At 73.8% G+C, this 24,903-nt stretch carries 24 protein-coding genes; 9 read left to right on the top strand and 15 right to left on the bottom strand.

Going from position 1 to position 24,903, the window contains the following annotated elements; all coding sequences use genetic code 11:
• Nucleotides 1-90: 90 nt before the first annotated feature.
• From serC to G9H72_RS16815, 3 genes are all read left to right on the top strand, one after another.
• Nucleotides 91-1,218 carry a phosphoserine transaminase gene (serC, locus tag G9H72_RS16825; protein ID WP_331272375.1) on the top strand — a complete coding sequence of 376 codons (1,128 nt, stop codon included), beginning with the start codon at nucleotides 91-93 and terminating at the stop codon, nucleotides 1,216-1,218.
• A gap of 259 nt (nucleotides 1,219-1,477) precedes the next feature.
• Entirely contained in the window at nucleotides 1,478-2,626 is a 1,149-nt protein-coding gene (locus G9H72_RS16820) for a glutathione-independent formaldehyde dehydrogenase (RefSeq protein ID WP_166173204.1), read from the top strand.
• Between the two features lie 73 nt (nucleotides 2,627-2,699).
• Nucleotides 2,700-3,839, top strand: a complete 1,140-nt coding sequence (locus G9H72_RS16815) for a DUF6461 domain-containing protein (RefSeq protein WP_166173202.1) — start codon at nucleotides 2,700-2,702, stop codon at nucleotides 3,837-3,839.
• Nucleotides 3,840-3,854: 15 nt separating this feature from the next.
• Here G9H72_RS16815 and G9H72_RS16810 read toward each other — a convergent pair whose 3' ends face one another.
• The 13 genes from G9H72_RS16810 to G9H72_RS16750 form a co-directional block, all read right to left on the bottom strand.
• Nucleotides 3,855-4,742 carry a PfkB family carbohydrate kinase gene (locus tag G9H72_RS16810; RefSeq protein ID WP_166173200.1) on the bottom strand — a complete coding sequence of 296 codons (888 nt, stop codon included), beginning with the start codon at nucleotides 4,740-4,742 and terminating at the stop codon, nucleotides 3,855-3,857.
• 12 nt (nucleotides 4,743-4,754) lie between these two features.
• The gene (locus G9H72_RS16805; RefSeq protein ID WP_166173323.1) at nucleotides 4,755-6,020 is read right to left on the bottom strand and encodes an erythromycin esterase family protein; all 1,266 of its coding nucleotides are present in this window, start codon (nucleotides 6,018-6,020) and stop codon (nucleotides 4,755-4,757) included.
• A 40-nt stretch (nucleotides 6,021-6,060) separates the two neighbouring features.
• A complete protein-coding gene (locus tag G9H72_RS16800; protein ID WP_166173198.1) occupies nucleotides 6,061-6,231 on the bottom strand; it encodes a hypothetical protein in 171 nt (56 codons plus the stop codon).
• A 37-nt stretch (nucleotides 6,232-6,268) separates the two neighbouring features.
• Complete coding sequence (locus G9H72_RS16795) at nucleotides 6,269-6,919, bottom strand: YbhB/YbcL family Raf kinase inhibitor-like protein (protein ID WP_166173196.1); 651 nt, start codon at nucleotides 6,917-6,919, stop codon at nucleotides 6,269-6,271.
• Between the two features lie 123 nt (nucleotides 6,920-7,042).
• Nucleotides 7,043-8,011: a hypothetical protein gene (locus tag G9H72_RS16790; protein ID WP_166173194.1), complete on the bottom strand. Its 969-nt coding sequence runs from the start codon at nucleotides 8,009-8,011 to the stop codon at nucleotides 7,043-7,045.
• Between the two features lie 9 nt (nucleotides 8,012-8,020).
• Nucleotides 8,021-9,187 (bottom strand): SAM-dependent methyltransferase, encoded by a 1,167-nt coding sequence (locus G9H72_RS16785; RefSeq protein ID WP_166173192.1) that lies wholly within the window; start codon nucleotides 9,185-9,187, stop codon nucleotides 8,021-8,023.
• Between the two features lie 121 nt (nucleotides 9,188-9,308).
• Nucleotides 9,309-9,485 carry a hypothetical protein gene (locus G9H72_RS16780; protein WP_166173190.1) on the bottom strand — a complete coding sequence of 59 codons (177 nt, stop codon included), beginning with the start codon at nucleotides 9,483-9,485 and terminating at the stop codon, nucleotides 9,309-9,311.
• Nucleotides 9,486-9,682: 197 nt separating this feature from the next.
• Nucleotides 9,683-10,084 carry a hypothetical protein gene (locus tag G9H72_RS16775; RefSeq protein ID WP_166173188.1) on the bottom strand — a complete coding sequence of 134 codons (402 nt, stop codon included), beginning with the start codon at nucleotides 10,082-10,084 and terminating at the stop codon, nucleotides 9,683-9,685.
• 66 nt (nucleotides 10,085-10,150) lie between these two features.
• Entirely contained in the window at nucleotides 10,151-11,332 is a 1,182-nt protein-coding gene (locus G9H72_RS16770) for a putative manganese transporter (RefSeq protein WP_166173186.1), read from the bottom strand.
• A gap of 162 nt (nucleotides 11,333-11,494) precedes the next feature.
• Entirely contained in the window at nucleotides 11,495-12,049 is a 555-nt protein-coding gene (gene thpR / locus G9H72_RS16765) for an RNA 2',3'-cyclic phosphodiesterase (protein WP_166173184.1), read from the bottom strand.
• A 2-nt stretch (nucleotides 12,050-12,051) separates the two neighbouring features.
• Entirely contained in the window at nucleotides 12,052-12,822 is a 771-nt protein-coding gene (locus tag G9H72_RS16760) for a maleylpyruvate isomerase family mycothiol-dependent enzyme (RefSeq protein ID WP_166173182.1), read from the bottom strand.
• Nucleotides 12,823-12,861: 39 nt separating this feature from the next.
• A complete protein-coding gene (locus G9H72_RS16755) occupies nucleotides 12,862-14,115 on the bottom strand; it encodes an MFS transporter (protein WP_166173180.1) in 1,254 nt (417 codons plus the stop codon).
• A gap of 3 nt (nucleotides 14,116-14,118) precedes the next feature.
• Nucleotides 14,119-14,550, bottom strand: coding sequence for a MarR family transcriptional regulator (locus tag G9H72_RS16750; protein ID WP_166173178.1), 432 nt, complete (start codon nucleotides 14,548-14,550; stop codon nucleotides 14,119-14,121).
• Between the two features lie 207 nt (nucleotides 14,551-14,757).
• On the opposite strand from G9H72_RS16750, the gene G9H72_RS16745 reads away from it, so the two are divergent.
• Entirely contained in the window at nucleotides 14,758-16,386 is a 1,629-nt protein-coding gene (locus tag G9H72_RS16745; RefSeq protein ID WP_166173176.1) for a methyl-accepting chemotaxis protein, read from the top strand.
• A 66-nt stretch (nucleotides 16,387-16,452) separates the two neighbouring features.
• Here the strand turns inward: G9H72_RS16745 and G9H72_RS16740 are convergent, their stop codons facing one another.
• Entirely contained in the window at nucleotides 16,453-17,940 is a 1,488-nt protein-coding gene (locus G9H72_RS16740; RefSeq protein ID WP_166173174.1) for an NCS2 family permease, read from the bottom strand.
• A gap of 87 nt (nucleotides 17,941-18,027) precedes the next feature.
• Between G9H72_RS16740 and G9H72_RS16735 the strand changes: the two genes are divergently transcribed.
• The 4 genes from G9H72_RS16735 (at nucleotide 18,028) to galK (ending at nucleotide 21,518) form a co-directional block, all read left to right on the top strand.
• Nucleotides 18,028-18,276 carry a DUF2530 domain-containing protein gene (locus tag G9H72_RS16735; RefSeq protein ID WP_331272373.1) on the top strand — a complete coding sequence of 83 codons (249 nt, stop codon included), beginning with the start codon at nucleotides 18,028-18,030 and terminating at the stop codon, nucleotides 18,274-18,276.
• Between the two features lie 196 nt (nucleotides 18,277-18,472).
• Nucleotides 18,473-19,291 (top strand): DeoR/GlpR family DNA-binding transcription regulator, encoded by an 819-nt coding sequence (locus G9H72_RS16730; RefSeq protein WP_166173172.1) that lies wholly within the window; start codon nucleotides 18,473-18,475, stop codon nucleotides 19,289-19,291.
• The gene (gene galT / locus G9H72_RS16725) at nucleotides 19,288-20,373 is read left to right on the top strand and encodes a galactose-1-phosphate uridylyltransferase (protein WP_166173171.1); all 1,086 of its coding nucleotides are present in this window, start codon (nucleotides 19,288-19,290) and stop codon (nucleotides 20,371-20,373) included. Before G9H72_RS16730 ends, galT begins: the two co-directional genes overlap by 4 nt.
• A complete protein-coding gene (gene galK, locus G9H72_RS16720) occupies nucleotides 20,370-21,518 on the top strand; it encodes a galactokinase (protein WP_166173170.1) in 1,149 nt (382 codons plus the stop codon). Before galT ends, galK begins: the two co-directional genes overlap by 4 nt.
• An 81-nt stretch (nucleotides 21,519-21,599) precedes the next feature.
• On the opposite strand, the gene G9H72_RS16715 is transcribed toward galK, so the two are convergent.
• The gene (locus G9H72_RS16715) at nucleotides 21,600-24,329 is read right to left on the bottom strand and encodes a M14 family zinc carboxypeptidase (protein WP_166173169.1); all 2,730 of its coding nucleotides are present in this window, start codon (nucleotides 24,327-24,329) and stop codon (nucleotides 21,600-21,602) included.
• Between the two features lie 149 nt (nucleotides 24,330-24,478).
• On the opposite strand from G9H72_RS16715, the gene G9H72_RS16710 reads away from it, so the two are divergent.
• Entirely contained in the window at nucleotides 24,479-24,874 is a 396-nt protein-coding gene (locus G9H72_RS16710; RefSeq protein ID WP_166173168.1) for a rhodanese-like domain-containing protein, read from the top strand.
• Nucleotides 24,875-24,903: the final 29 nt, after the last annotated feature.

The following is a 24,903-nucleotide window of genomic DNA, read 5'->3' as shown; positions in this document are numbered from 1 at the left end:
CCCGTCCCCGTACGCCGGGGCGGGCGGCGTCGCCGTTCTGGCATGCGGACCGTCCGCCGCCCGCCGGCGCTGCGGCTCTAGGCTGAGCCCGTGGCAGACGCGACGAGCATTCCGATCCCGGACGATCTCAAGCCGGTCGATGGCCGCTTCGGCTGCGGGCCGTCCAAGGTGCGCAAGGAGGCCCTGGACGCGCTCGACGCGACCGGCCGCGCCCTCCTCGGCACGAGCCACCGGCAGAAGCCGGTCAAGGACCTGGTCAAGCGCACCCGCGAGGGCCTGAGCCAGCTGTTCTCCCTGCCCGAGGGCTACGAGGTCGTCCTCGGCAACGGCGGCAGCACGGCGTTCTGGGACGTCGCGACCTTCGGCCTGGTGCGGCAGAAGAGCCAGCACCTGTCGTTCGGCGAGTTCTCCTCGAAGTTCGCCGCCAGCACCAAGGGCGCGCCCTTCCTCGACGACCCCACTGTGATCAAGGCCGAGCCGGGCACCTACCCGCAGCCGCAGGCCGAGGCGGGCGTGGACGTCTACGCGTTCACCCACAACGAGACCTCGACGGGCGTCGCGATGCAGATCGCGCGCGTCGACGGTGCCGACGAGGGCTCGCTCGTGCTCGTCGACGCGACGAGCGGCGCGGGCGGACTGCCGGTCGACGTGGCGCAGGCCGACGTCTACTACTTCGCGCCGCAGAAGGTCTTCGCGGCCGAGGGCGGGCTGTGGCTCGGCCTCTTCTCCCCCGCCGCCCTGGCCCGCGTGGAGGAGATCGCGGCGAGCGGCCGGTGGATCCCGCCGTTCTTCGACCTGCCGACGGCGATCGACAACTCCCGCAAGGACCAGACCTACAACACCCCGTCGGTCTCGACGCTCTTCCTGCTCGCCGACCAGGTCGAGTGGCTCAACGGCAACGGCGGGCTCGACTGGGCCGTCGCCCGCACCGCCGACTCCTCGGGCCGGCTCTACTCCTGGGCGGAGAAGACGGCGTACACGACCCCGTTCGTCGCCGACCCGGCGCAGCGCTCCCAGGTCGTCGGGACGATCGACTTCGCCGACGAGGTGGACGCCGCCGCGGTGGCCAAGACGCTGCGCGCCAACGGCATCGTCGACACCGAGCCTTACCGCAAGCTCGGCCGCAACCAGCTGCGCATCGGCATGTTCCCCGCCGTCGAGCCGGACGACGTGTCCGCGCTGACCGCGTGCATCGACTACGTGGTCGAGCGGCTGTAGCCCCCGCGCCACCCGCCCGGGCTTGGATCTGGGGCCCCTTCCCGCAGCTTGATCGCGAGGAGGGGCCCTTCGTCCGGTACGGGGCGTGCGGCCGCGGCGGAGCGTGATGGGACGGCGGCAGGGCGCGTTCGTGCCCGGCGCAAACGCGGGGCACGTCACGCGAGGCGCCATGGCGCGGCCGATCGTTCGCAACGCAACCGGGTAGAGGGCTCCTGCGGGCGAGACGCCCGTGACCCCTAGCCGGAAGAAGGCCGTTGCCATGAAGGCAGTCGTCTACAAGGGCGCGTTCCAGGTCAGCATCGAGGACGTCCCCGACGCCAGGATCGAGCAGCCCACCGACGCCGTCATCCGCATCACCACGACCAACATCTGCGGCTCGGACCTGCACATGTTCGAGGGCCGCACCAGCGTCGAGGAGGGCAAGGTCCTCGGCCACGAGAACATGGGCATCGTCGAGGAGGTCGGCCCGGCGGTCACCCGCGTCAAGGTGGGCGACCGGGTGTCAGTGCCCTTCAACATCGCCTGCGGCGCCTGCCGCAACTGCGAGACCGGCTGGTCGTCCTTCTGCCTGCGCATGAACCCCACCGAGGGCATGGACGGCGCGGCCTACGGCTACGCCAACATGGGCCCGTACGACGGCGGCCAGGCCGAGTTCCTGCGCGTCCCGTACGCGGACTTCAACCTGCTGGAGCTGCCGGCGGGCACCGAGCACGAGAACGACTTCACCATGCTGTCGGACATCTTCCCGACCGGCTGGCACGGGGTGGAGCTCTCCGGCCAGCAGCCTGGTGACACGGTGGCCGTGTTCGGCGCCGGCCCGGTGGGCCTGATGGCGGCGCACGCTGCGCTGATCCGCGGCTCGTCGCAGGTCTTCGTCGTGGACAAGGAGGCCGACCGCCTCGCGCTGGCGACGAGGATCGGCGCCACGGCGGTCGACCTGAGCAAGGGCGACCCGGTCCAGCAGATCCTCGACGCGACCGACGGCATCGGCACCGACCGCGGGGTGGAGGCCGTCGGCTACCAGGCCCACGACCCGTCCGGCGAGGAGCACCCGGAGCTGGTCCTCGACAACCTCGTCCAGGTCGTGCGCACCACCGGCGGGATCGGCGTGGTCGGCGTGTACGTCCCCGAGGACCCCGGCGCGTCCAGCGACTTGGCGAAGGAGGGCCGGATCCCCTTCCAGTACGGCCAGTTCTTCGCCAAGGGCCAGTCGATGGGCACCGGGCAGGCTCCGGTCAAGCGCTACAACCGGCAGCTGCGCGACCTGATCATCGCCGGGCGCGCGACGCCTGGCTTCATCGTGTCCCACGAGCTCCCGCTCGAGCAGGCGCCGGAGGGCTACGAGCGCTTCGACAAGCGGGAGGACGGCTGGACGAAGGTGCTGCTGCACCCGGGGCAGGCGGCCTGACCCGAGCCGAGCAGGGCCCGCCTCCCTGTCCCTACGAGCGGGGAGGCGGTGCCTCGCCCCCTAGCATCGCTGCGTGAGGGGACACGGGGGGAAGGCCCTGCCGGCTGCGCTGCTCGCGGCTGGCGTGCTCGTGGCGGCGCCGGCGTCGGAGGCAGGGCTCGCGCCCGCGCCGAAGGAGCGCGCGTCGTCCACGGCGACGGCGAAGGACTACGCGGGCCTCTTCGACGAGGCGGGCTGCGTCACCTTCGTCACGCGGACCACCGCCGAGCGGACGCTGCGCCGCCTGGGCGGCGACCCCGCCCGCCGTCCCCTGACCCGGCAGCAGGTCTTCGACAGCGGGCACACGGCCGTCCTCGTGCGTGCGAGCGGCAACCGGGCCGTCACCTTCGCCGACGACGGGCTGCACTGCGACCGGCCGGAGACGTTGCGCGTGCTGTCGCGGGGTGGTGCGGCGGTCGCCGTGTCCTACCCCTTCGAGGCCGAGCCGTACTTCTCCTACTGGGTCGACGGGCGCGACGTCGCCACCGTCGGCGTCTACCTGCCGTGGGAGGCGGAGAAGGAGCTGCAGCCGCTGCGCCGCCACCTGGACGGGCTGCTCGACCGGGAGGGCGGGCTGCGGGATGTCGAGAGCGCGCTGGCGCTCGGTGAGCGCCTCACCGGCATCCGGATCACCGCGGCAGACATCACCCCCGGCGGCTGGCGGGTGCTCCACCCGCCGCTGCCGGACCTGCCGAAGGGCCCGGTGACGGAGCACACCCGCTTCTCCCTCACCGACGACGCGGCCGCCGATGCCGCGCTGCGGACGAGAATCCTCGCGCTGCCCGCGGTGGAGCAGCGGCAGCTGGCCGCGTACGCCGTGCAGGTCGCGCTGACCGGCTCCGGCGCCAGAAGGGTGCCGGGCGCCGTCGCGTACGCAGCGGAGCTCGCGCGGCCGACCCCGCCCCGCCTGCCCTCTGCGCTCGAGGCCGAGGTGCGCCGGGCGGTCGCCGAGTCCGAGGCCGCGTGGAACAGGGCGAGCTACAGCAGCGGCCGCGACGAGACCCCGGTCATCCGCCGCGGGCTCGCACTGCGCGCGCTGCGGGAGGCGAGCAACGCCGACCCCGCGCTCGCGGTGCTCGAGGCCGTCACGACCGCAGGCACCTGCCAATCGCTGGCGCGGCGCCCGCTCGCCCCGGCCGTCGAGGCGGTGCTGACGAGCCTCGAGTCCACCTGACCCGAGCGACCGGGGTCAGACGTTCCCCAGCGCGGGCCGCCCGCCCAGCCGCTTCACGGTCGATGCCGTCGCCGCGGCGGCGAGCTGCGCCGCCTCCTCCTCGGGCCTCCCGCGCAGCAGCGCCACGGTGAGCCCGGCGACGAACGCGTCCCCGCCGCCGGTGGTGTCGGCCGGGTGCTCCGCGTGCGGCAGGACGACGTGCCCGCCCGGCCAGGCGACGACGTCCCCGCCGGGCGCCCCCAGCGCGCAGAGCCGCGGCCCGCGCCCCAGCAGCTCACGGGCGGCGGCGAGGACATCGCCCACCTCCGGCAGCTCCCGCCCGGTCAGCTCCTGCGCCTCCGAGGCGTCGGCCCGCACCGCGTACGCCGTCGCGAGCAGCGCCTGTGTCGCGCCAGAGTCCTGCGGTGCCCCGTCCAGCACGACGCGCGCACCGCCGTCGACGGCGGTGCGAGCAGCCGCCAGCGCCGCGTCGGCCGGCTGCTGCAACTGCACGGCGACGTACGCCGCGGCTTTCAGCAACTGCGCGGCGCCCGACACGTCGGCGACGGTCAGCAGCGTCCCCGGAGGGACGTCCTCGAGCAGCCGCCGCTCCCCGCCGGCGACGACGTCGACCAGCAGCGCGGTCGCGGCACCGGCCCGGCGCAGCACGTGCGTGACGTCGATGCCGTCCGCCCGCGCCTGATCGAGCACGGCGGACCCGGCCGCGTCGTCGCCGACGACCCCGAGCAGGGCGACCCGCGCCCCCAGCTGGGCCATGCCGACCGCCTGGTTGGCGCCCTTGCCCCCGAGCAGCTCACGTCGTACGCGCACCGGCTCACTGCCGCCGGCGGGCGGCACGGCGTCGGCCTGCAGGACCAGGTCACGTCCCACCTGCCCCACGACGACGACATCGAGGCGCGTCACGGCCGACGATCCTCACACGCCGCTGGGGAACGCCTCCATCTCGCCCGCCGTGGGCGTCAGGTGCAGCGGGTGCAGTGCCGTCGTCCCGTCGGCCCACACGAACGCGTCGTAGCGGTCCCCGAGGACGGTGGGGACGTAGTTGCTGAACCCGTCGAGCTCCGGGCGGTACACGACCCCGATCGCGCGATGGTCCAACCTGTCGCGCAGCCAGGCCGGCTGATCGTCGCGCGGCGGGAAGACGTACAGCGCCTGCTCGGTGCCCGCCTCGTGCAGCAGCGCCTCGAGCGAGCCCGCTCGCGCCGCCGGCACGGGCACCACCCGCATCGGCTCGCCCCACCCGTCGCCGGCCACGACGGTGCCGTGGTGGGAGCCGAAGCCCACCAGCACCACGTCGGCCTCGCCGTGCCGCTCGCGCATCAGCTGCCCGACGTTGACCAGGCCGCGCTCGGCCATGTCCGTGGCCCGGGCGTCGCCGACGTGCGTGTTGTGCTCCCAGACGACGATGCGCGCCGGCCCGCCGTCGCCCGCGAGGTGCCCGGCGAGCCGGTCGAGGGTGTCGGCCATGTGCGTGTCCCGCACGTTCCAGGAGGCCGGGCCGCCGCGCACCATCGCCCGGTAGCAGCGCTCCGCTCCCGCTGCCACCTCCGCGTTCTGCCGGGCCGCGAACTCGTCGGGCGCCCCGTCGGTGGTGGAGCGCACCTGCCCGAGCAGGGCGACGACCTCCTCCTCGCAGCCGTCCGGCACCAGCCGGGTCGCCCTGGCGTAGCGCTGGGGGTCCTCCGCGTACGGCTCGAAGCAGCGGATCGCCTCGACCGCCGCGGCAACGTCGTCCGGCCGTTGCTCGCGCAGGTAGTCGAGCACGCTGCGCAGCGAGTCCCACAGGCTGTAGACGTCGATGCCGTAGAAGCCGACCCGGCGCTCGGGCGGCAGCGTGTCGTGGGACGACCTGAGCCAGGTGCAGAAGTCCACGACCTCTTCGTTGGCCCACATCCACGTCGGCCAACGGTCGAAGACGTGCAACGCCTCCCGGGGCGTCTGCGCGGACGCCCCGGTCACGCTGCAGGAGACCCGGAAGCAGTCCGGCCAGTCGCCCTCGACCGCCACACCGGTGAAGCCGCGTTCCGATATCAGCCGCCGCGTCAGCTCGGCCCGCCAGCGGTAGTACTCCGACGTGCCGTGGCTGGCCTCGCCGACGAGCACGAAGCGCGCGTCCCCGACGCGGTCGAGCAGCGGGTCCAGGCCCCGCGGGGTCCGCAGCGGCCGGGCGAGCGCGCGCATGTGGTCGAGGTACTGCCGCACGGCGCGTCGTCCCCAGGTCTCAGCTCTTGCCCTGCGACTCCTGGTGGTCCTTCTGCCGCTCGGCGTGCGTCTTGTGGTTGATCTGCTTGGACGCCCCGGTCGAGACGCCCGCCTCGCTGGCGCTCATGCCCTGCTCCTCGGCCTCCCGGGCCAGCTTGCGGGCCGCGTCGGCGTCGGTTCCCTTGGCCATGTCGTGCTCCTTCCGAACGAGGGAAGGCGTGGATGGGTCAGCGCTGGAAGCGGCCGGTGAGCGTGCCGGCCGAGGTGGAGTGGTCGTCCAGCCACGAGCGAACGGCGTCGGCGTCATCCGGCTCGGGTGCGGCGAACGGCTCGGCGAGGGCGTAGAGCCGGAAGACGTAGCGGTGCGGCTCGTCGCCGACAGGCGGCTGCGGCCCGCCCCAGCCCTGCTCGCCGTACCCGTTGCCGTGCTCGGTGCCGACCGGCGAGCCCGGTTCGATGCGCCGGGTGGACGGGTCGATGCCGGTTACGAGCCAGTGCAGCCAGGTGCCGACCGGGGCGTCGGGGTCGATGCAGAGCAGGGCCAGCTCGGTCGTCCCGCCCGGCACCTCGTCCCACTCCAGGACCGGCTGCCGGTTGCCGCCGTCCTTGGAGTACTCGCCGGGGATGAAGGAGCCGTCCGTGAAGGCCTCGCTGCGCAGCCCGATGACGTTGCCCGGGTCCCCGTCTCCGCCACCGCGCTGGCCGAGCGGCCCGCCCGCCCGCGCGGTCTCCGCGTGCGGCGACGGGACGGGGCTGTCGCCGCGCAGCTCCCGGTTGGCCGCGTCGGTGGCGTTGGCGTCGGGGATCCCGGAGTTGTCGATCTCGTCGCGGAGGCGGGCGCGCTTGACGTCGTACGCGTGGCTGCCGGGCTCGGGCATCGCATCCCCTGCTGTCGTCGGAGGGCGCCGGGAGCGACGCCGCTGGGTGCCGAGCCCTATCCCCGCTCAGACGGCGTCGTCACCTGCCGACGTCGCCCGATTCGTCCGGCTCTGCGAGGCGGGTCAGCGCCGCCCGAGCGCCCGGCCCACTCCGAGCACGAGCAGGGCCGCGGCCCCCAGCCCGATCGCGAGGTACGGCCACCGCGAGCCCTCCTCCCCCGCGGCGCCCCTTCCTGCCGCCGCGTCCGCAGCCGCCGACGGGCGCGGCGCGTCCGGCGCGGCCGGTGCGGGCCGCGCGGCCTCCGGGAGGCGTACGCGCCAGACCGGCTCGCCCTCCCCCTCGGAGCCGGCGAAGAGCGCGGTCCCGTCGAGCGAGGAGCTCAAGGACTCCCCCTGCGGCTGCGAGGGGAGCTCGACCCGGGCCTGCAGCTCCCCGTCCGCGTCGTAGACGTAGGCGCCGCTGTAGTCGCGCAGCGCGTAGCGCCCGCCGGGAAGGGCGGTTGCGTCGGTGACGATGCCGGGAGCGTCACCCTCGCGCTCCAGGATGTTGGGGGCGCCGGCGTCGAGCCGCTCGGGCGCGACGAACACCGAGCCGCCGAAGAGGTCCTTGGTGACGACCCGCAGCCGGCCGTCGCCGCCGAAGAACATCGCCTCGGCGTCGTGCGGCCCGTCGGCGTAGCGCAGCCGGTACGACGTGGCGGGCAGCGTGCCTCCGCCCCCGGGGCTCGCCGGCTCGAGCGCCCGGTGGACGAGGATGCCGTTGGTGCGGACGGCGTTGTTGTCCCCGATGTCGCCGACCCACAGCACGCCGCGGCCCTGGGCGTCCGTCGTGGCCGTCATGGCCTCCCAGTCCCGGGCCGGGACCACGTCGAGCCGCCACACCCCGAGGGTGCGCCCCTTCGCGCCGAGCGCGTAGACCTGGGCGTCGTCGCCGCTGTCGTTGTGCGTCCACATCACGCCCGCGTGCGTCGGGCTGACGGCGAGCCCACTCGATTCGCTGATCTGCGGATCGCTGATCGCGAATACCTGCACCGGCTCGCCGGCGAGCGGGAGCGCCGCCAGGACGGCGGCGACGGGGAGGGCGGACAGCACGGGGGCAGCCTAGGAGCGGCCGCCGAAAGCCGCTGCAAGCTCGGGGGCGAGCATGCGGGCGAGCGCGGGCTCGAGGCGCCACTCGCCCACGAGCGCGAGGTACTCCTCGACCCGCCCCGGCGGAGCCGGCGTCCCGGTGCGCACCGCCCGCAGCAGCACGTTGCGGGGGGTCTGCTCGGCGTCGACGAACTCCACGACGTCCACCCGGTACCCCAGCAGCCGCAGCAGCGCCGCACGGACGGCGTCGGTGAGCACGTCGCCGAAGCGCTCGCGCAGGATGCCGTGGCGGGTCAGCAGGGCGTACGGCTCGGGCGGAGCGTGCTCGCGCAGCTGGCGCTGCACGTCGTGATGGCAGCACGGCGCCACGAGGATCGCCTTGGCGCCCCAGCGGACGGCCCGCGCGAGCGCCTCGTCGGTGGCGGTGTCGCAGGCGTGCAGGGCCAGCACCACGTCCGCCCCGTCGACGGGCGCCTCGGCGATCGTCCCCTCGACGAAGCGCACCTGCTCGCCCCAGCCGAGCTCGGCGGCGACCTGCGTCCCGTGCTCGCGGGACTGAGCCTTGCTGTCGACGCCCACGAGCTGCACCGACCTGCGGTCGCTGAGCCAGCGGTACGCGGCGAAGGTCAGGTAGGCGTTGCCGCAGCCGAGGTCGACGACGCGCACCTGCTCCGGCAGGTCGGGCTCGACGGTGCTGAAGGCGCGCAGGAAGGCGTCGACCTGCCTGCGCTTGGCCGCCCCGGCCTTGAGCGCGGTGAAGAGCGGGTCGCCGGGGTCGAGCAGGTGCGGGACGGCCCGGTCGTTGCCCTGCGCGGGGGACGCGGGCGCCGCGGCGCGGGTGGTGTGGACCTGCGCCTCGCCCTTCTTGGTCACGCGCAGCTGCACCGTGCGGTCGGCGGTCTCCACGTGCCAGTTGCCGAACGGCTCGGCCAGCAGCTCGTCCACGGCCGCGGCCGCGTCGGCCCCCCAGTCCGCGTTGGCGGTGAACGCCTGCCGCTCGTCGTAGCGCACCACCTGCAGCCGTCGGCCGGCCTTCAGCTCGACCGGGCGCAGCTCCACCCGCCGCCACTGCGGCTCGGCGCCCCGCCGGCGGCCGGACGCGACCGCCCGGCGCAGCCCGACGGGGTCGAGCAGGGCCGCGCGCACGGTGCTGAGCGCGGTCTCGAGCGCCTGGGGCACGTCGTCTCCTCCCGGCCCGCCGGGTGCGGACGCCCCACCCATCCTGCGTCATCCCGTCGCGAGGAACCGGGGCAGGACCGACCCCGTCCCAGGGACGCGCGGCCTTGGGAGACCGCCGCGGTCACGCCGGGCGCGTCGGCACCCAGTGCCGGCCGAGCAGGTGCCCGGGCCACACCGGCTTCCGAGCGCCCCGCGTGCCGCCCCGGGCCTGCCGGGCGCCGGTAACCCGGCGCTGGGCCGCGGCCTCGCGGCGCAGCTCCTCGAGATGGATCCGGGCCAGCTCCTGCAGCTGCATCATGGCTGTCTCCCTCCGTGCCGTGCTGCCGGTCCGGCAGCACCTCCAGGCTCGTTCTGAGGAGGGGGACGGCACATCGGGCGCCTTACCGGTCGTGGCCGCCGGCAGGGCTCAGAGCGGCTTCCGGCGGGCCTTAGCCGGGCGGGCTGATGCCTGGCTCCGACCTGAGGCGTGCCTACGCGGGCGGTGGCCGGCCCGGCTCAGCAGCTGGGGCGGCCGGAGGCGCTCTCGTTGGTGTACTGGCGGCCGTCGACCGACGACCCGTCGATGGTCACCTCGACGCAGTCGACCTCGTAGTCCGTGCGCTTGGTGGTCTTCTTGCCCGACGGGGAGGTCTTGGTCGTCTTGGTGCCGCCGGACCGGCCCACCTCGACGAGGATGACGCCTCCGTCGTCCGTGGGGGTGGCCCGCACGACGTTCGCGTGCTCGCCTGCGGCGTCGCGCAACTGGTCGTCGGTCCAGGCGCCGGAGTGCCCGGCGGCGGCGTCACGCACGGAGGCGACGACGTCCCCGTCGCCGGAGCTCCCGCAGGCCGAGAGGGCGAGCGCGCCGAGGGCGGCGGCGAGCAGGCGGAGGCGGGCGGGTCGGGTGGTGGCAGGCATGGCGGTCTCTCCGGGCGTCGGGGGGGTCGCGTTGACGGAGCCCCCGGGCGCCCCGGTGATACGCGCTCACAGCAGCAGCACCCCGAGCCCGGCCAGCAGCGCCGGCACCGTCGTGATGGTGGTGGCCCACAGCGCGGCCCGCCGGTCGGTCGCCAGCAGCGGCAGCAGCGCGTCGCCGTCCTGGCTCACCGCGTTCGCCACGAGCGTGGGCACCGGCACGCCCCCCGCGAGGTAGAGCCCGGCGAGCACGATCTGGACCGCGCACCCCGGGACGAAGCCGATCAGCGCGCCGCACAGCACCCCGGCGACGCCGTAGAGCGGCAGCTGCGACCCGTCGAAGCCGGTGAACGCGTGCAGCGCCTCCCACGCGATGTACGCCGCCGCCACCCACACCACGATGAACGAGGACTCCTGCGCGCCGTGCCGCAGCACTGCGCGCAACGACTGCTCGGAGGCCGACTCGACCGAGTCGTCGGAGAGGCCGAGCCGGCTCGTGACGAAGACCGCGATCGCCAGCACCGCCCCGGCGACCCCGAGCACGAGGTAGGGGTCGACCGTCAGCGTGCTCGTGTCCACCAGCCGGAAGGACACCGGCACGCTCAGCGCGAACCCCGCGGCCGCGAGCATCCAGAACGCGCCGGGGACCGCGCCGACCGCGCGGACCGCCACCGCGCCCCCCACGGAGGGCAGGGCCCGGGACATGGCGTCGGAGACCCCGGACACCGCCTCGTTCAACGCCGTGCCGAGCGCGGGCTGCCGGACGGGTCCCGCTCCCCCGCCGGCGCGCACCCCGGCGTACGCGGTCTCCCGCTCCTCGCTCCGCAGCGTGGACCGCGGGGAGAAGCCCAGGGCGTCCACCGCGTAGCCGGTGACGAGGCCGAGCGCGAAGGTCAGCAGGTGCAGCTTGAGGGTGAACGCGGGAGCCCCGGCCAGCAGCACCCACGCCGCGTCACCGGTCGTGGCGACGAGCGCCGCGACGACGGTGCCGAAGCTGACGCTGCGCCGGGCGTACAGGGTCGCGAGGATGATCTCCGCCCCGCATCCCGGGATGACGCCGAGCAGGGCGCCGACCGCCGGCGCGATGCGGCGCCGGCGCTGCAGGAACCCGGTGACGCGGTCGCCGTACCTCCACTGCGCGACGCCGAACGCGACCACGAGGACGGCGACGAACACGCCGACCTCGAGGAACGCGTCGGCGAGCGGCAGGAGGACCACGTCGTGCAGCAGCGTCTCCATACGCTGCGACATGCTCCGGCGGCGTCACATCCGCGTCTCCGCGCCGTCCCCGGGCCGTCGCCCCGGCATCCGGCCACTGCTCAGAGCAGCGCGCCCACCGCGACGAGGACGACCAGCAGCACGAGCGTCAGCGGCACGAGGAGGCCGCGGGTGCGGGAGCCCACGCTGCGCAGGCTAGTCGCCCGCGCCCAGCGGCCAGGCGGCCAGCTCGGTGTAGGCGGGCTGCGGCCCGAGCACGCTGCGCACGAGCGCGACGTGGCCGGCGCGGAACCCCGGCCCCTCGTACGCCGCCAGCGCCGCCGCGGCCGGCCGGAGGTCCGCGGGGCGGCCGGCTGCGGCACGTCCGCGCGCGACCGTGAGGTGGGGCCGGAACCTGCGGTCCTCGACCTCGATCCCCGTACGCCGGGCGGCCGCTGCGATGGCCTCGGCCAGGCGGGACAGCCGGCCCACCTCGCCGGTGAGGCCCACCCAGAGCACCCCCGAGCCGAAGCGCCCAGCCCCCGCGAGCGCCAGCTCCAGCGGCCCGCGGCGGGCCGCCGCCCGGGCCAGGCGCTCGCCGAGCTCGGGGACGGCACGCTCCTCGACCTCGCCGAGGAACGCGAGCGTCAGGTGCCATCGCTGCGCCGGGACCCAGCGCGGCTCCGGATGGTCGGCCCGGACGGCCACGAGCGCCGCGTCGAGCTGGGCCAGCACCTCGGGAGGCAGCGGCAGCGCGACGAAGAGCCGCACGGCTACTGCGTGGCGGCGACGAGCGCCGCCCGCACGGCCTCGACCTGGGCCTTGTCGCCGCTCACGGAGACCGCTCGCGACCCCAGCCGCCCCCACAGCCAGAGCAGGACCGCCCCCGGGCTGCCCGTGACCGCGGCGTCCGCCGGCGCGTCGGGGGCCACCCGGTTGACCACCACGCGGGAGCCCTCGAGCTCGACCCGCCAGGCCAGGCCGGTGTCGTTGGCCGGCCGGACGTCGAGCCGGGCGCGGGAGCCGGGCAGCAGGCCCGGCACGTCGCCCGCCTCGGGCAGGAAGGCGGGCAGGAAGACGGCCAGCACCTCGTCCACGCCGTCGAGCGCGAGGTCGGCCGGGATCGAGCTCGCCGTGCCGAGCGCCTGCTCCACGTCGACCCGGTGGACGAGCGTCTCCTGCGCCATCCGGCGGTGCCAGAAGCCCAGCGTCCGCTCGGCCGGCCACCAGGTCCAGGCCCGCGCGTCCGGCGGCGCGGCCAGCAGCACCGAGAGCAGGTCGAGCAGCGACCGGGAGTACCACTCGGCCAGGTCCTCACCCGGCCCGGGCGCGGCGACGTACTCGTTGTCGGCGGCCCTGCGGCCCAGCCGGACGGACGCCGCCTTGTGCCGGTAGACCTCGCCGAGGTGCCGCACGGTGTCGCGCACGTCCCACCCCGGGCACCCGGCGACGGGGCGGTCCCAGCCGGACGGCGCGAGCTCGAGGATCCGCGCCGCGTCCTGGCGCAGCGTCTCCAGGTAGCGAAGCGAGGAGGGACGTCCCATGCACCGAGCCTGCCACGGCGCCGCAGGCCTGCGGCAGCCCTATTGAACCGCGACCGGCTCGGCGCGCTCGGCGGGCGCCGGCTGCCCGAGCGGGAGGCCGGCGCGCTGTGCGCGCAGCAGGTACGCCGCGCCCGCGAGCGACCCGGCCAGGGCCAGGACGCCGCCGCCGCTGATGCTCCACCGTGGCCCCACGTGCTCGCCGACCCAGCCGACGAGCGGGGAGATCAGCGGCGCCGTGCCGAAGACCACGAACACGTGCAGCGCCATGACCCGGCCGCGCATCGACGGGTCGGCGCGCAGCTGCAGCAGCGCGTTCGCGCTGTTGAGCGCCGTGATCGAGGCCACGCCGACGGGGACCAGCGCGACGGCGAAGAGGGCGTACGTCGGCATCAGCCCGGCGACGATCTCGAGCACGCCGAAGGCGACCGCCGCACCGAGGAAGACCCGCAGCCGCGGGCGCTCGCGGCGGGCCGCCAGCAGGGCGCCGCTCAGCGAGCCGAGCGCCATGACCGTCCCGAGGAGCCCGAACCCGTCGGCCGCCTTGCCGAACGTCTGTTGCGCCATCAGCGCGATCGTCACCTGGAAGTTCATGCCGAAGGTGCCGAAGCAGAACGTCACCAGAAGGATCGTTCGCAGGTCTCGCCGACCGCGGACGTAGCGCAGCCCCTCCCGGAGCGCGCCCTTCCCGCGGGCGGCCTGTGGCGCCGGGCCCAGCTCCGCGGGGCGCATCAGGGCCAGCGCGCCCAGGATCGCGACGAACGAGGCCGCGTTCAGCAGGAACACCGGCCCGGTGCGGTCGTCGAAGGCGGTGATGAGCAGGCCGGCGATGCCCGGGCCGACGACGCGCCCCAGGTTGAAGGAGGTGGCGTTCAGCCCCACGGCGTTCGGCAGGTCCTCCTTGCCGACCATCTCGACGACGAAGGACTGCCGCGCCGGGTTGTCGAACGCGCTGGCCAGGCCGAGGACGAGCGCGAGGGCGTAGACGTGCCCGACCCGGGCGGTCCCGGTGACCTCGAGCAGGCCGAGCGCGAGGGCCGTCGCCCCCATGACCGCCTGCGTGACGAAGAGCAGGGTGCGCTTGGGGAAGCGGTCGGCGACGACGCCCGCGTACAGCCCGAACAGCAGCACGGGCAGGAACTGCAGCGCGGTGGTGACGCCGAGCGCCGTGCCGCTGCCGGTCAGCTGCAGCACGAGCCAGTCCTGGGCGATCCGCTGCATCCAGGTGCCGGTGTTGGACACGACCGAGCCGAGGAAGAAGAGCCGGTAGTTGTGGATGCGCAGCGCACGGAACACCCCTCAGCCCTCCGCGAGCTGTGCGAGCACGGGAGCCGCCGCGGCCAGCACGGCCCGCTCGTCCTCGGTCAGGGCGGCGAGCCGGGTCGCGAGCCAGGCGTCACGGCGTCGCCGGTCGGCCTCGAGCAGCTCGTGGGCCTGCTCCGTCACGGAGACGACCTGCTGCCGGCGGTCGGTCGGGTGCGGAGTGCGCTCGACGAGCCCGGCCCCGGTCAGGGCGGCGAGCACTCGGGTCATCGTCGGAGGCGAGACGTGCTCGCAGTCCGCGAGCTCCCCCGGGCTCATCGGGCCGTTGCGGTCGAGCGTCGCGAGGGCGGTCAGCTGGGCGAGCGGGAGGCCGAGCTCCGCGCTGCGCTGGTTGCGGAGCCGCCGGGCGAGCCGCATGACCGACATGCGGAGCCCGCTGGACAGGGCGGCGGTCTGGGAGTCCGGCATGAGGTCCTTAGCGTAGCAAACGGTCGCCTTGTCGAATTGTTTCTTCGGGTCACTGCATTGGTGGCGGGCCCGACCATTCACGGCCGAAGCGGGAGGTGATTCGTGATGGCGGGTCAAGAAGTGGCACGGAGCAGCCGATGGGCTTTTCTAGAGAAGGTTGCCCCCGCAACTCGCCGCTTCTGCGGCCCGCACGAGACGAGGCAGAACATGAGCACCCCGGCAGCCGGCCCCCGTGGACGAGGAGTCCGCCGACGGATCTCCGACCTGTCGGTCCGAACCAAGATCGTCGCCGCCATCGCCGTGGCGGCGGCCGTGGCCGGGCTGGTCGGCACCCTGGGCATCCAGGCGCTCGCCCGGACCGCGGCCGACACCACGACGATGTACGAGGACAACTTCACCGGGCTCGACAAGGCGGCGAAGCTGCGCCGGCTGACCGTGCAGTCCCGGCTGGACCTTGCGAACCACATGCTCGCCTCGGACCAGGGCGCGGAGGCGACGCAGGAGGAGAAGCTCGCGAAGACCGACGACGAGCTGCGCAGCACGCTCGAGACCTACGCGAGCAGCGGGCTCGGGCCGACCCGCAAGGAGGCCCTGGACAACTTCGTCGTGCTGTTCGAGGCGTATACCAAGATCCGCCAGGAGAAGCTGCTCCCGCTGGCGCGCCAGGACGAGCTGGACCGCTGGGTGCAGGTCCGTGCCCAGGAGGCCCAGCCGATCATCGACGAGATGATGTCCTCGCTCGAGGCGATCGTGACCAAGGAGCAGGCGACCGCGCAGGAGATGGCGGCCAACGCCCGGTCCGAGTACCACCGGAGCCGCACGCTGATCCTCGTCGCCCTCGTCCTCGGGCTGGCGCTCGCGCTGGGCCTCGGCCTGCTCGTGGCCCGGGTCATCGTCCGCAGCCTGGGCCGGGTGCAGCGGGTCTGCGAGGGGCTCGAGGACGGCGACCTCACGCGCTCCTCCGAGCTCGTGTCCGACGACGAGGTCGGGCGGATGGGCCGCGCGCTCGACGCGGCGGTCCTCAAGCTGCGCGGGCTCGTCAGCACCATCGACTCCTCCGCGGTGAGCGTCTCGGCCTCCGCCGAGCAGCTGTCGGCGGCGTCGACCCAGATCGCGGCGGGCGCCGAGGAGGCCTCCGTGCAGGCCGGCGTGGTGTCCGAGGCGGCCGAGCAGGTGTCGTCCAACGTGCAGACCGTGGCCGCGGGCTCGGAGCAGATGGGTGCCTCGATCCGCGAGATCTCGCACAACGCCAACGAGGCGGCCCGCGTCGCCGCCCAGGCCGTCGACGTCGCCGAGGCCACCAACTCCACGATCGCCACCCTGGGCGAGTCCTCGCGGGAGATCGGCGACGTGGTCAAGGTCATCACCTCGATCGCCGAGCAGACCAAGCTCTTGGCGCTCAACGCCACGATCGAGGCCGCCCGTGCCGGGGAGGCGGGCAAGGGCTTCGCCGTCGTCGCCAACGAGGTCAAGGAGCTGGCGTCGGAGACGGCCCAGGCGACCGAGGACATCGCCCGCCGGGTGGAGGCGATCCAGAACGGCACCGCCGGCGCTGTCGAGGCGATCGGCGAGATCGCGGCCGTCGTGGCGCGGATCAACGACTTCCAGGTGACGATCGCGTCCGCGGTCGAGGAGCAGACCGCCACCACGAGCGAGATGAACCGCAACGTCGCCGGCGCCGCGACGAGCTCGTCGTCCATCGCCGCGAACATCTCCGGGGTGGCCGAGGCTGCGCAGTCGACGGCTCAGGCCGTGACCGAGGCGCAGCAGGCGACCGAGCAGCTGTCCGAGCTGTCGCACGACCTGCGCCGGCAGGTGGCCGCGTTCACGCTCTGACGCGAGCCGCAGGGGCACCCGACCAGAGATTTGGCCGGGTGCCCCTTCGGCGTGTCAGCGGCCGGCTCACCGCACGCCGAGCAGCTCCTCGACCGGCACGATCGCGAAGTAGACGACGAACAGCGCCGAGACGACCCACAGCAGCGGGTGCACGTCGCGCGCCCGGCCCGAGACCAGCTTGATCACGACGTACGAGACGAAGCCGGCGCCGATGCCGTTGGAGATCGAGTAGGTGAACGGCATGACGCTGATCGTGAGGAAGGCCGGGATGCCGATGCTGTAGTCGCTGAAGTCGATGGCCTTGATCTGCGTCAGCATGAGGAAGCCGACGACCACGAGCGCGGGCGTCGCGGCCTCGAAGGGCACGACCTGCACCAGCGGCGTGAAGAACATCGCCAGCAGGAACAGCACGCCCGTCACGACCGACGCGAGGCCGGTACGCGCGCCCTCCCCCACACCGGCGGCGGACTCGACGTACGTGGTGGCCGAGGAGGTCGACGCGGCGCCGCCGCCGACGGCGGCGATGCTGTCGACGAGCAGCACGCGCTCCAGGCCGGGCAGGTCGCCCTTCTCGTCGAGCAGGTCACCCTCGGCGCCGACGCCCACGACGGTGCCCATCGTGTCGAAGAAGTCGGCCAGCATCAGGGTGAAGACCAGCAGGACCGCCGCGACGACGCCGATGCGGTCGAACGAGCCGAGCAGGGTGAAGTCGCCGAGCAGCCCGAGGTCCGGCAGGCCTGCGATGTCCCCCGGCCACTCCGGGACGACCAGGCTCCACCCCGTCGGGTTGGCCTCCGGGTCGCGGGCACCGAGGCCGCCGACGGCCTCGACCAGGATCGCGAGGACGGTGGTCACCACGATGCCGAGCAGGATCGCGCCCTTCACGCGGCGGGCCACCAGGACGAAGGTCAGCAGCAGGCCGATGACGAAGACGGCGGTCGGCCAGCCCTGCAGGTTCCCGCCGATGCCGAGCTGGAGCGGCGGGCTGGAGGCCTGGCCGCGGATGAAGCCGGCGTCGACGAAGCCGATGAGCGCGATGAACAGCCCGATGCCGACGCCGATCGCCGTCTTGAGCTGCGCGGGGATCGCGTGGAAGACCGCCGTGCGGAAGCCGGTCAGCACGAGGAGCGTGATGATGATGCCCTCGATGACGACCAGGCCCATGGCGTCGGCCCAGCTCATGTCCGAGGCGACCGAGAACGCGACGAAGGCGTTGAGCCCGAGCCCGGTCGCGAGCGCGAACGGGTAGCGCCCCACGATGCCCATGAGCAGCGTCGCGATGCCCGCGACCAGGGCGGTCGCGGCGGCGACCATGGACGTGGCGCTGCCGATGTCCCCGGCCCCGCCGATGAGGGAGCCGTCCGCGTCCGCGACCGTGCCGAGGATCAGCGGGTTGAGGACCACGATGTAGGCCATCGTGAAGAACGTCGCCAGGCCGCCGCGTACCTCGCGCTGCCAGGTCGAGCCCCGGGCCGTGATCGAGAAGTACCGGTCGAGCGCGGCCGGCCCGCCGGGCGCTCTCGTCCCGCCGGGGGCCGAGGGGAAGCTGGCCATGCAGAGGTCCTCCTGCCGAGAAGTGGAAGCTGCCCGACGACGGTGGCGGGTGGCGCGCAGCCTGCTACGGCGCCCTAGGGTGACAGAGTGGACGACGCCCGCCGTGCCGACCTGGAGCCGCTGGACGTCGACGGCGTCGGGGTGGTCACCGCCCTCACGGGCGTCTGGGCGCTCGCCTTCCTCGTGCTGCTCCCCTTCAAGGGGCGGCTGGACGAGTCCGGGGACGGGTGGTGGCTGTGGACCTGCCTGGCCGGCGTCGGCCTCGGGGTCTTCGGCATCTGGTTCTGCCGGCGTCGGCGCGATGCGATCAGGCGCGGCACACAGACCCGCGAATAGCCCAACCGACCTGAACGTAGCTCAACACAATCAAGCAGGCCCGCGACTGCTCGGACCACGCCTCCGCGCCAAATCGTCGGGTCAGACGCACAGCAGAGATGTTCGATCCTGTTGACTTCCTGCCCCACCTACGGCACGCTGCCGGTCATGACCGCGCGCACTACCACCGCCGACACGCGGGCGAGGAGCTGAGCTCGTGCTCGCCCCCCAGCGTCAAGCGCTCATCCTCGAGCAGCTCGAGGCCACGGGCGGGGTGCGCGTCAGCGACCTCGTCCGCATCCTCGGCGTCTCGGACATGACCATCCGTCGTGACCTCGAGGTGCTGGCGCGCCGCGGCCTCGTGGACAAGGTGCACGGCGGGGCCACCCGGCCCGGCGGGCGCGCCACGGACGAGCCCGGGTTCGCGGCCAAGTCCGGGCTGCAGCAGCCGGAGAAGGAGGCCATCGGGCGCGCCGCGGCGCAGCTCGTCGAGCCGGGCTCGGCGGTCGCGATCAGCGCGGGCACGACGACATGGGCGCTCGCCCGCCACCTGTCCGGCGTCCCCGGGCTCACCGTCGTGACCAACTCGGTGCCCGTGGCGGACGTCCTGCGCCAGAGCGAGCGGCCCGACCGGACCGTGATCCTCACCGGCGGCGTACGCACCCCCTCCGACGCGCTCGTCGGCGCCGTCGCGATCTCGGCGCTGCACTCGCTGCACGTCGACATCGTCTTCCTCGGCGTGCACGGGATGGACGAGCACGCCGGCTACACCACCCCGAACCTGCAGGAGGCCGAGACCAACCGGGCCATGGTCGACTCAGCCCGTCGGCTCGTCGTGGTGGCTGACTCCACGAAATGGGGAACCGTGGGGCTGAGCCGGTTCGCCCGGCTCGCGGACGCGAGCACCGTGGTGTCCGACGTGGGCCTCCCGCGCCACGCCCGGACGGTGCTCACGGACAACGTCGGCGAGCTCCTGCTCGTCGACCCGGCCACCGGTGAGAGCACGTCGAGCAGCACCGCCAGAGGAGCGTCGTGAAGAAGACCCATGCCCACCTAGCCGATGGGCGGGAGATCATCTACTTCGACGAGAGCGACGACGCACAGCGCGTGCTGGTCGACCCTCGCCACATGGAGCCCGGGGCCCCCACGTCGGAGGTGCGTTACGACGCGGTCCTCGACGAGTGGGTAGCCGTGGCCGGGCAGCGCCAGGGGCGGGCCTTCCTCCCCCCGCGGGACGAGTGCCCGCTCTGCCCGTCCCGGGACGGCCGCCAGTCCGAGGTCCCCTCCCCCGACTACGACGTCGTCGTCTTCGAGAACAAGTCGCCGTCCTTCGCCCAGGCTGCGGCCCCCGGCGACGTCAGCCCCCTCGACGGGGGCCTGGTGCCGCGGCACCCGGCGTTCGGCCGGTGCGAGGTGGTGCTGTTCACCTCCGACCACGACACCTCCTTCGCCCAGCTGTCCCCGGAGCGGGTGCGCACGGTGCTCGAGGCGTGGGTCGACCGGACGCTGGCGCTGTCCGCGCTGCCCCACGTGGAGCAGGTCTTCTGCTTCGAGAACCGCGGTGAGGAGATCGGCGTCACGCTGTCGCACCCGCACGGGCAGGTGTACGCGTACCCGTTCGTCACCCCGCGCTCGCGGCAGGCCCTGGACTCGGCCCGCCGCTACTCGCGCCGTACCTTCCGCAACCTCTTCGCCGACGTGCTCGCCGCCGAGCTCGAGGAGGGGACGCGCGTCGTCGCCGAGTCCAGGCACTGGGCGGCGTTCGTGCCCGCGGCGGCGCGCTGGCCGCTGGAGGTCCACCTCTACCCCAAGGAGCGGGTCGTGGACCTGCCGTCGCTGAGCGACGCGCAGCGCGACGACTTCCCGGGGATCTACCTCGAGCTGCTGCGCCGGTTCGACGGGCTCTACGACACGCCGACGCCCTACATCGCCGGCTGGCACCAGGCGCCGGTGCGCGCGGACCGCGACCTGTCCTACCTGCACCTGACGCTGCACTCGATCCGCCGGGCCCCCGGCAAGCTCAAGTACCTCGCGGGCTCGGAGTCCGTGATGTGGGCGTTCGTCAACGACGTGCCGCCGGAGGCGCAGGCCGCGGCACTGCGGGGAGTCGCGCTGTGAGCGTTACCAAGGCGGCAGCTCGCTTCAGCAAAGCGCACAACACCGAAGCCGAAGGGGTGTGGGCCGCGCCCGGCCGCGTCAACCTCATCGGTGAGCACACCGACTACAACGACGGCTTCGTGCTGCCGTTCGCCCTCGAGCAGTCGACGTGGGTCGCAGCCGGGCGGCGCGACGACGGGGTGCTCCTCGTCGAGTCGCTGCAGGCCGAGGAGCCGGTGCGGTTCGACGTGGGCTCGCTGGCGCCCGGCGGCAGCGGCGGCTGGGCGCGCTACGCGGCGGGCGTCGTGTGGGCCATGCAGCAGGCCGGGCACGAGGTCGGCGGGCTCTCGCTCGTCATCGACGGCCAGGTGCCGCTGGGGTCCGGGCTCTCCTCGTCCGCCGCGCTCGAGTGCGCGGTGGGCGTCGCGGTCGACAGCCTGTACGCCCTCGGCCTGGAGCGGGCCGAGCTGGCCCGGCTCGCGCAGAAGGCCGAGAACGACTTCGTGGGTGCGCCGACCGGGGGCATGGACCAGATGGCGTCGATGCTCTGCACCCAGGGGCACGCCCTCTTCCTGGACAACCGGACGCGGGAGGTGGAGCAGGTCCCGCTGGACGCCCCGGCGCTGGGCGTCCGCCTTCTCGTCATCGACACCAAGGTGAGCCACGCGCACGAGACGGGCGGCTACCGCGAGCGCCGGGAGCAGTGCGAGCAGGCGGCGCGGGAGATCGGCGTGCCGATGCTGCGCGACGTCGACCTCGACGGGCTGCAGGCCGCGCTGGAGAAGGTCTCGACCGAGGTGGCCCGCAGGCGCGCGAAGCACATCGTCACCGAGAACGCCCGCGTCCTGGACACCGTCGCCGCGCTGCGCCGCGACGACCTGGCCGAGGTGGGCCGGCTGATGGTCGCGTCGCACGTCTCGCTGCGCGACGACTTCGAGGTGAGCAGCCCGGAGCTGGACGTCGCCGTCGACGCCGCGATGGCCGCGGGGGCGGTCGGCGCGCGGATGACCGGCGGGGGGTTCGGTGGCTGCGCGATCGCGCTCGTCCGTGACACCGAGGTGGACGCGGTCGGGGCCGCGGTCACCAAGGCCTTCACCGCGGCCGGGTACGCCGAGCCCGGCCTGCTGCCCGCGGCACCCTCACAGGGCGCCCGCCGGGAGGCCTGACCCCCGACCCCCGGACGGCAAGCAGGCGCCCCTCCCGCGACAGGCTGCGGGAGGGGCGCCTTCGTCCAACGGGTGGGGCGGTCAGGCGGCGGGCCTCGCCGCCGTCCCGGCCTCCTCGTCCTCGGCCGCCTGCAGCTGGTCGAGAAGCTGCTGCGCCGCCTTCACGAGGGCGTCACGGGCGATCGGGTCGTTCCTGAGCTGGTTCTCGACCCGGGCGATGAACTGGTCGAGGTAGCCGATCGGGCGCACCTCGCTGCCCCGCGCCGCCTCGGCCTTCGCCCGCAGCAGCCGCTCCGTGAACGAGGCCGCCTTGGCTGCGGACATCCGGTCCGCCGCGCGGTACATCGCGATCGTCGCCGCGACGTCGTCGTACGTCGTCCCGCCCGCGGTGACCTTCCACGACTCGTACCCCGCGGCCGCGGCCGCGTCGTACCCGTTCTCCACGTTGCCCGGGGCGTCGACGGCGAAGAAGTTGACGACCGTGTCGTTGGAGACGGTGAACGACTCCGCCCCCTCGCGCAGCGCAGCGTTCTGCAGCTTCGCCGACGCCGTGGTCGGCTTGCTGCCGTCGAGGGTGTAGTAGACCGTCGCCGGCTCGGACGTCTCGATGGTGAACGTCGTCGACGTGGCCGTGCGAGCCTTCACCGTGACCCACGAGTCGGGCTTCGTGTCGTCGAGCTCGTACTCGCGGGCGACGCCGAGCAGGCCGATCAGGCCCCCGGCGAACTCCTGCGACTCCGCGTACCCCTCGGCGAACGGGGGCTGGAAGCCGACGGCCTCCCAGCGCTTGGTGGTCGGGTTCCACAGGTCCGCCCCGACCTCGAAGTCGAAGCCGTAGATCCCGCGGTTGTACCAGTGCTCGTCCGCGGAGTTGCCGGCGGCCGAGTAGAGCACGTCGATGACGGGGCCGGTGCGGCCAGGCCAGGTCGCCGTGCCGCGGTAGTCCTGCACCCGCGACAGGACCGAGTCGGCCGTCTGCCAGAAGTACGACTCCTCGCCGTACGTCGGGCGCGGCAGCGACTCGCGGCCCGCGGTCTTGTACGCCCCCGGAGGCCACATGAAGTAGCCGCCGTAGCTGTGGATGTTCATGGCGAACTTGATGTTCGGGAACTGCTGGGTGAGCCAGACCTCGTTGCGCGACTCGGGCTCGGAGAGCTCGGCCGGGCCGGCGAACGTGTCGCTGCGGCACGCGGTCGCGGACGTCGTCGGGGTGGAGGCCCCGTTGTAGCCGTCGAAGGCCGAGCCGACGGAGAAGTTGCGGTTGATGTCGACGCCCCAGTTGTTGCGGTAGCCGGGGTCCGACTGCGCCGGGTCGCAGTAGTTGGTCATGTTCTTGCGCTGGGCGTTGTTGTCGTACATCGAGTAGTGGCCGCCGTCGGGGTTCGTCGTCGGCATGATGAAGATGTCGAGGTCGTCGACGAGGCGCCGGGTCGCGGGGTCGGTCGCGTAGTTGCGCAGCAGCCGCTCCGCGGTCTCGATCGCCACCAGCGGGGTGACCCACTCGCGGGCGTGCTCCTGGGCGTTCGCGAAGACACCGGTCTTGCTGCCGTCACGCGTCTTGCCGATGCGGATCGCCTTCACCGTGAACGGGTCGCGCGAGACGCTCGCCGGCGCCTTGAGGTTGTCGCTCAGCGAGGTGCGCGCGAGCGGCGCCACGACGCCGGCGCCGGTCGAGGTGCGGTACGGCGTCGCCGTCAGCAGCGCCGAGGCGGGGGCCGACGCGTTGATCGCGGCGACGACCTGGGCCGCGGTGCTGGTGGCCGCGCCCGAGCCGTTGGTCGTGAGGCTGACCGTGACGTCGTTGCCGGCGACGGAGACCGACAGCGGGCTGTCCGCGGCCGAGGGCGCCACAAGGGTGAGGGTGAGGTTGTTGCCGCCCTCGTGGCCCCACGCCTTGGAGGTGACGTAGAACGCGGACGCGGCGACCGTGCCCACCGTGAGCTGCGCCTTGCGGCGGTAGCCGTTGGTCTTGTGGGGCAGCTCCACGATCGAGGCGAGCTGCGGGAACTCCGCCGCGAGCGACTCGATGCGCTTGGTCAGCTCGGTCGGGTCCATGTAGTGGTCCACGAACCCGCTGACGAGCTGCCCGCTCGGGTCGGTCGGCGCCTTGCCGAGCCACTTCTTCACCGGCGCGGTGACGGTGCCGCCCTTGCTGCTGGTGAAGGTGACGGTGGAGGGCACCTCGTCGATCGGCACCGGGCTCGCGGTGCGGTGGTACATGTAGACGCCGGCGTCGACGAAGCGGCTCAGGGTCGCGGAGCCGCCGTCCCAGGTGGCGGTCACGACGGTGGTCGAGTCGGCGCCCAGCGACGAGCGCAGCTCCGTGGAGAGGTACGTCTGCCCGCCGACGCTGGTGAACCACTCGGCGCGCAGGACGGTCAGGGTGTCCGCGTCCACAGCGGCATCGGCGGCCGCGAGCTTCTGCACCGTCTCGGCGCGCTCCTCGGCGACCTCCTCCAGCTGCGCGCTGCTGAACACGGTGCGCCCGACCGCGAAGCCGTGCGCCTTGAGCTCCTGCTGCTCGGCATCGGTCGCGACGACGTGCAGCTCGAAGCCCTTGTCGACCGGCTTCTTGTACTCGGTCACGTCGAAGCCGAGGCTCACGAGCATGTGGACCGCGGTGTCGTTGGGCACGACCACGGCCACCACGTCCGGGTCCTCCGGCGCGGTGACGACCGCGCTCGCGGGCGACGTCACGGCCGGCCCGGCCGCCGGGCTCGCGCCGGCCGCGACCGGTGCGGTGGCGGCGACCACGGGCAGGGCGAGCAGGACGAGAATGTGTCTGGAGCGGCGCAGTCTTCCGGCCTTCACGGAACCTCCTGGGGCGACCTTCGTTAACGGCGGGCAACTATCTCCACAGACCGGGCGTGAGCACAACCAGTTCTGTTCACCTCGCGGCCCGGGATTCGCGGGAGCACGGTGCGGGACGTCACGCGAGCCGCCCCGGCACACTGGGCGCCATGGGGATCGAGCACGTCCTGGCCGCTGCCCGGGCCGGGGTCGTCCGGCTGTCGCCGCCCGAGGTGGCCGCCGCACAGGCGGCCGGCGCCCTCGTCGTCGACACCCGCACGCCCGCCCACCGGGTCGAGCAGGGCGAGTTCCCCGGCGCGGTCGTCATCGACCGGACGGTGCTGGAGTGGCGCCTCGACCCGACCTGCCCCTGGCGGGTCCCGGAGGCGACCGGCCCCGACCTGCAGGTGGTCGTGGTCTGTCGCCACGGCTACAGCTCCAGCCTGGCCGTCGCCTCGCTGCGGGCGGTCGGCCTGCACCGTGCGACCGACCTGGCCGGCGGCGTCGAGGCGTGGGTCGACGCCGGCTACCCCGTCCACCGCGGGCCGGCGGACGTCCGCCCCTGAGCGCGCGGCCCGGACGCGCCGGGGCCCGG

Origin of the sequence: Motilibacter aurantiacus (assembly GCF_011250645.1) — a bacterium.
Lineage (GTDB): Bacteria > Actinomycetota > Actinomycetes > Motilibacterales > Motilibacteraceae > Motilibacter_A > Motilibacter_A aurantiacus.
This window is presented reverse-complemented; position numbering and strand designations above follow the sequence as displayed.

Excerpts from the sequence above, each read along its gene's own strand:
- G9H72_RS16780 (WP_166173190.1), bottom strand. The coding sequence starts at position 9,485 with ATGATGCAGCTGCAGGAGCTGGCCCGGATCCATCTCGAGGAGCTGCGC.
- G9H72_RS16770 (WP_166173186.1), bottom strand. The coding sequence starts at position 11,332 with ATGTCGCAGCGTATGGAGACGCTGCTGCACGACGTGGTCCTCCTGCCG.
- G9H72_RS16710 (WP_166173168.1), top strand. The coding sequence starts at position 24,479 with ATGGGGATCGAGCACGTCCTGGCCGCTGCCCGGGCCGGGGTCGTCCGG.
- G9H72_RS16745 (WP_166173176.1), top strand. The coding sequence starts at position 14,758 with ATGAGCACCCCGGCAGCCGGCCCCCGTGGACGAGGAGTCCGCCGACGG.
- G9H72_RS16805 (WP_166173323.1), bottom strand. The coding sequence starts at position 6,020 with ATGCGCGCGCTCGCCCGGCCGCTGCGGACCCCGCGGGGCCTGGACCCG.
- G9H72_RS16800 (WP_166173198.1), bottom strand. The coding sequence starts at position 6,231 with ATGGCCAAGGGAACCGACGCCGACGCGGCCCGCAAGCTGGCCCGGGAG.
- G9H72_RS16760 (WP_166173182.1), bottom strand. The coding sequence starts at position 12,822 with ATGGGACGTCCCTCCTCGCTTCGCTACCTGGAGACGCTGCGCCAGGAC.
- G9H72_RS16750 (WP_166173178.1), bottom strand. The coding sequence starts at position 14,550 with ATGCCGGACTCCCAGACCGCCGCCCTGTCCAGCGGGCTCCGCATGTCG.
- G9H72_RS16740 (WP_166173174.1), bottom strand. The coding sequence starts at position 17,940 with ATGGCCAGCTTCCCCTCGGCCCCCGGCGGGACGAGAGCGCCCGGCGGG.
- G9H72_RS16795 (WP_166173196.1), bottom strand. The coding sequence starts at position 6,919 with ATGCCCGAGCCCGGCAGCCACGCGTACGACGTCAAGCGCGCCCGCCTC.
- G9H72_RS16775 (WP_166173188.1), bottom strand. The coding sequence starts at position 10,084 with ATGCCTGCCACCACCCGACCCGCCCGCCTCCGCCTGCTCGCCGCCGCC.
- G9H72_RS16820 (WP_166173204.1), top strand. The coding sequence starts at position 1,478 with ATGAAGGCAGTCGTCTACAAGGGCGCGTTCCAGGTCAGCATCGAGGAC.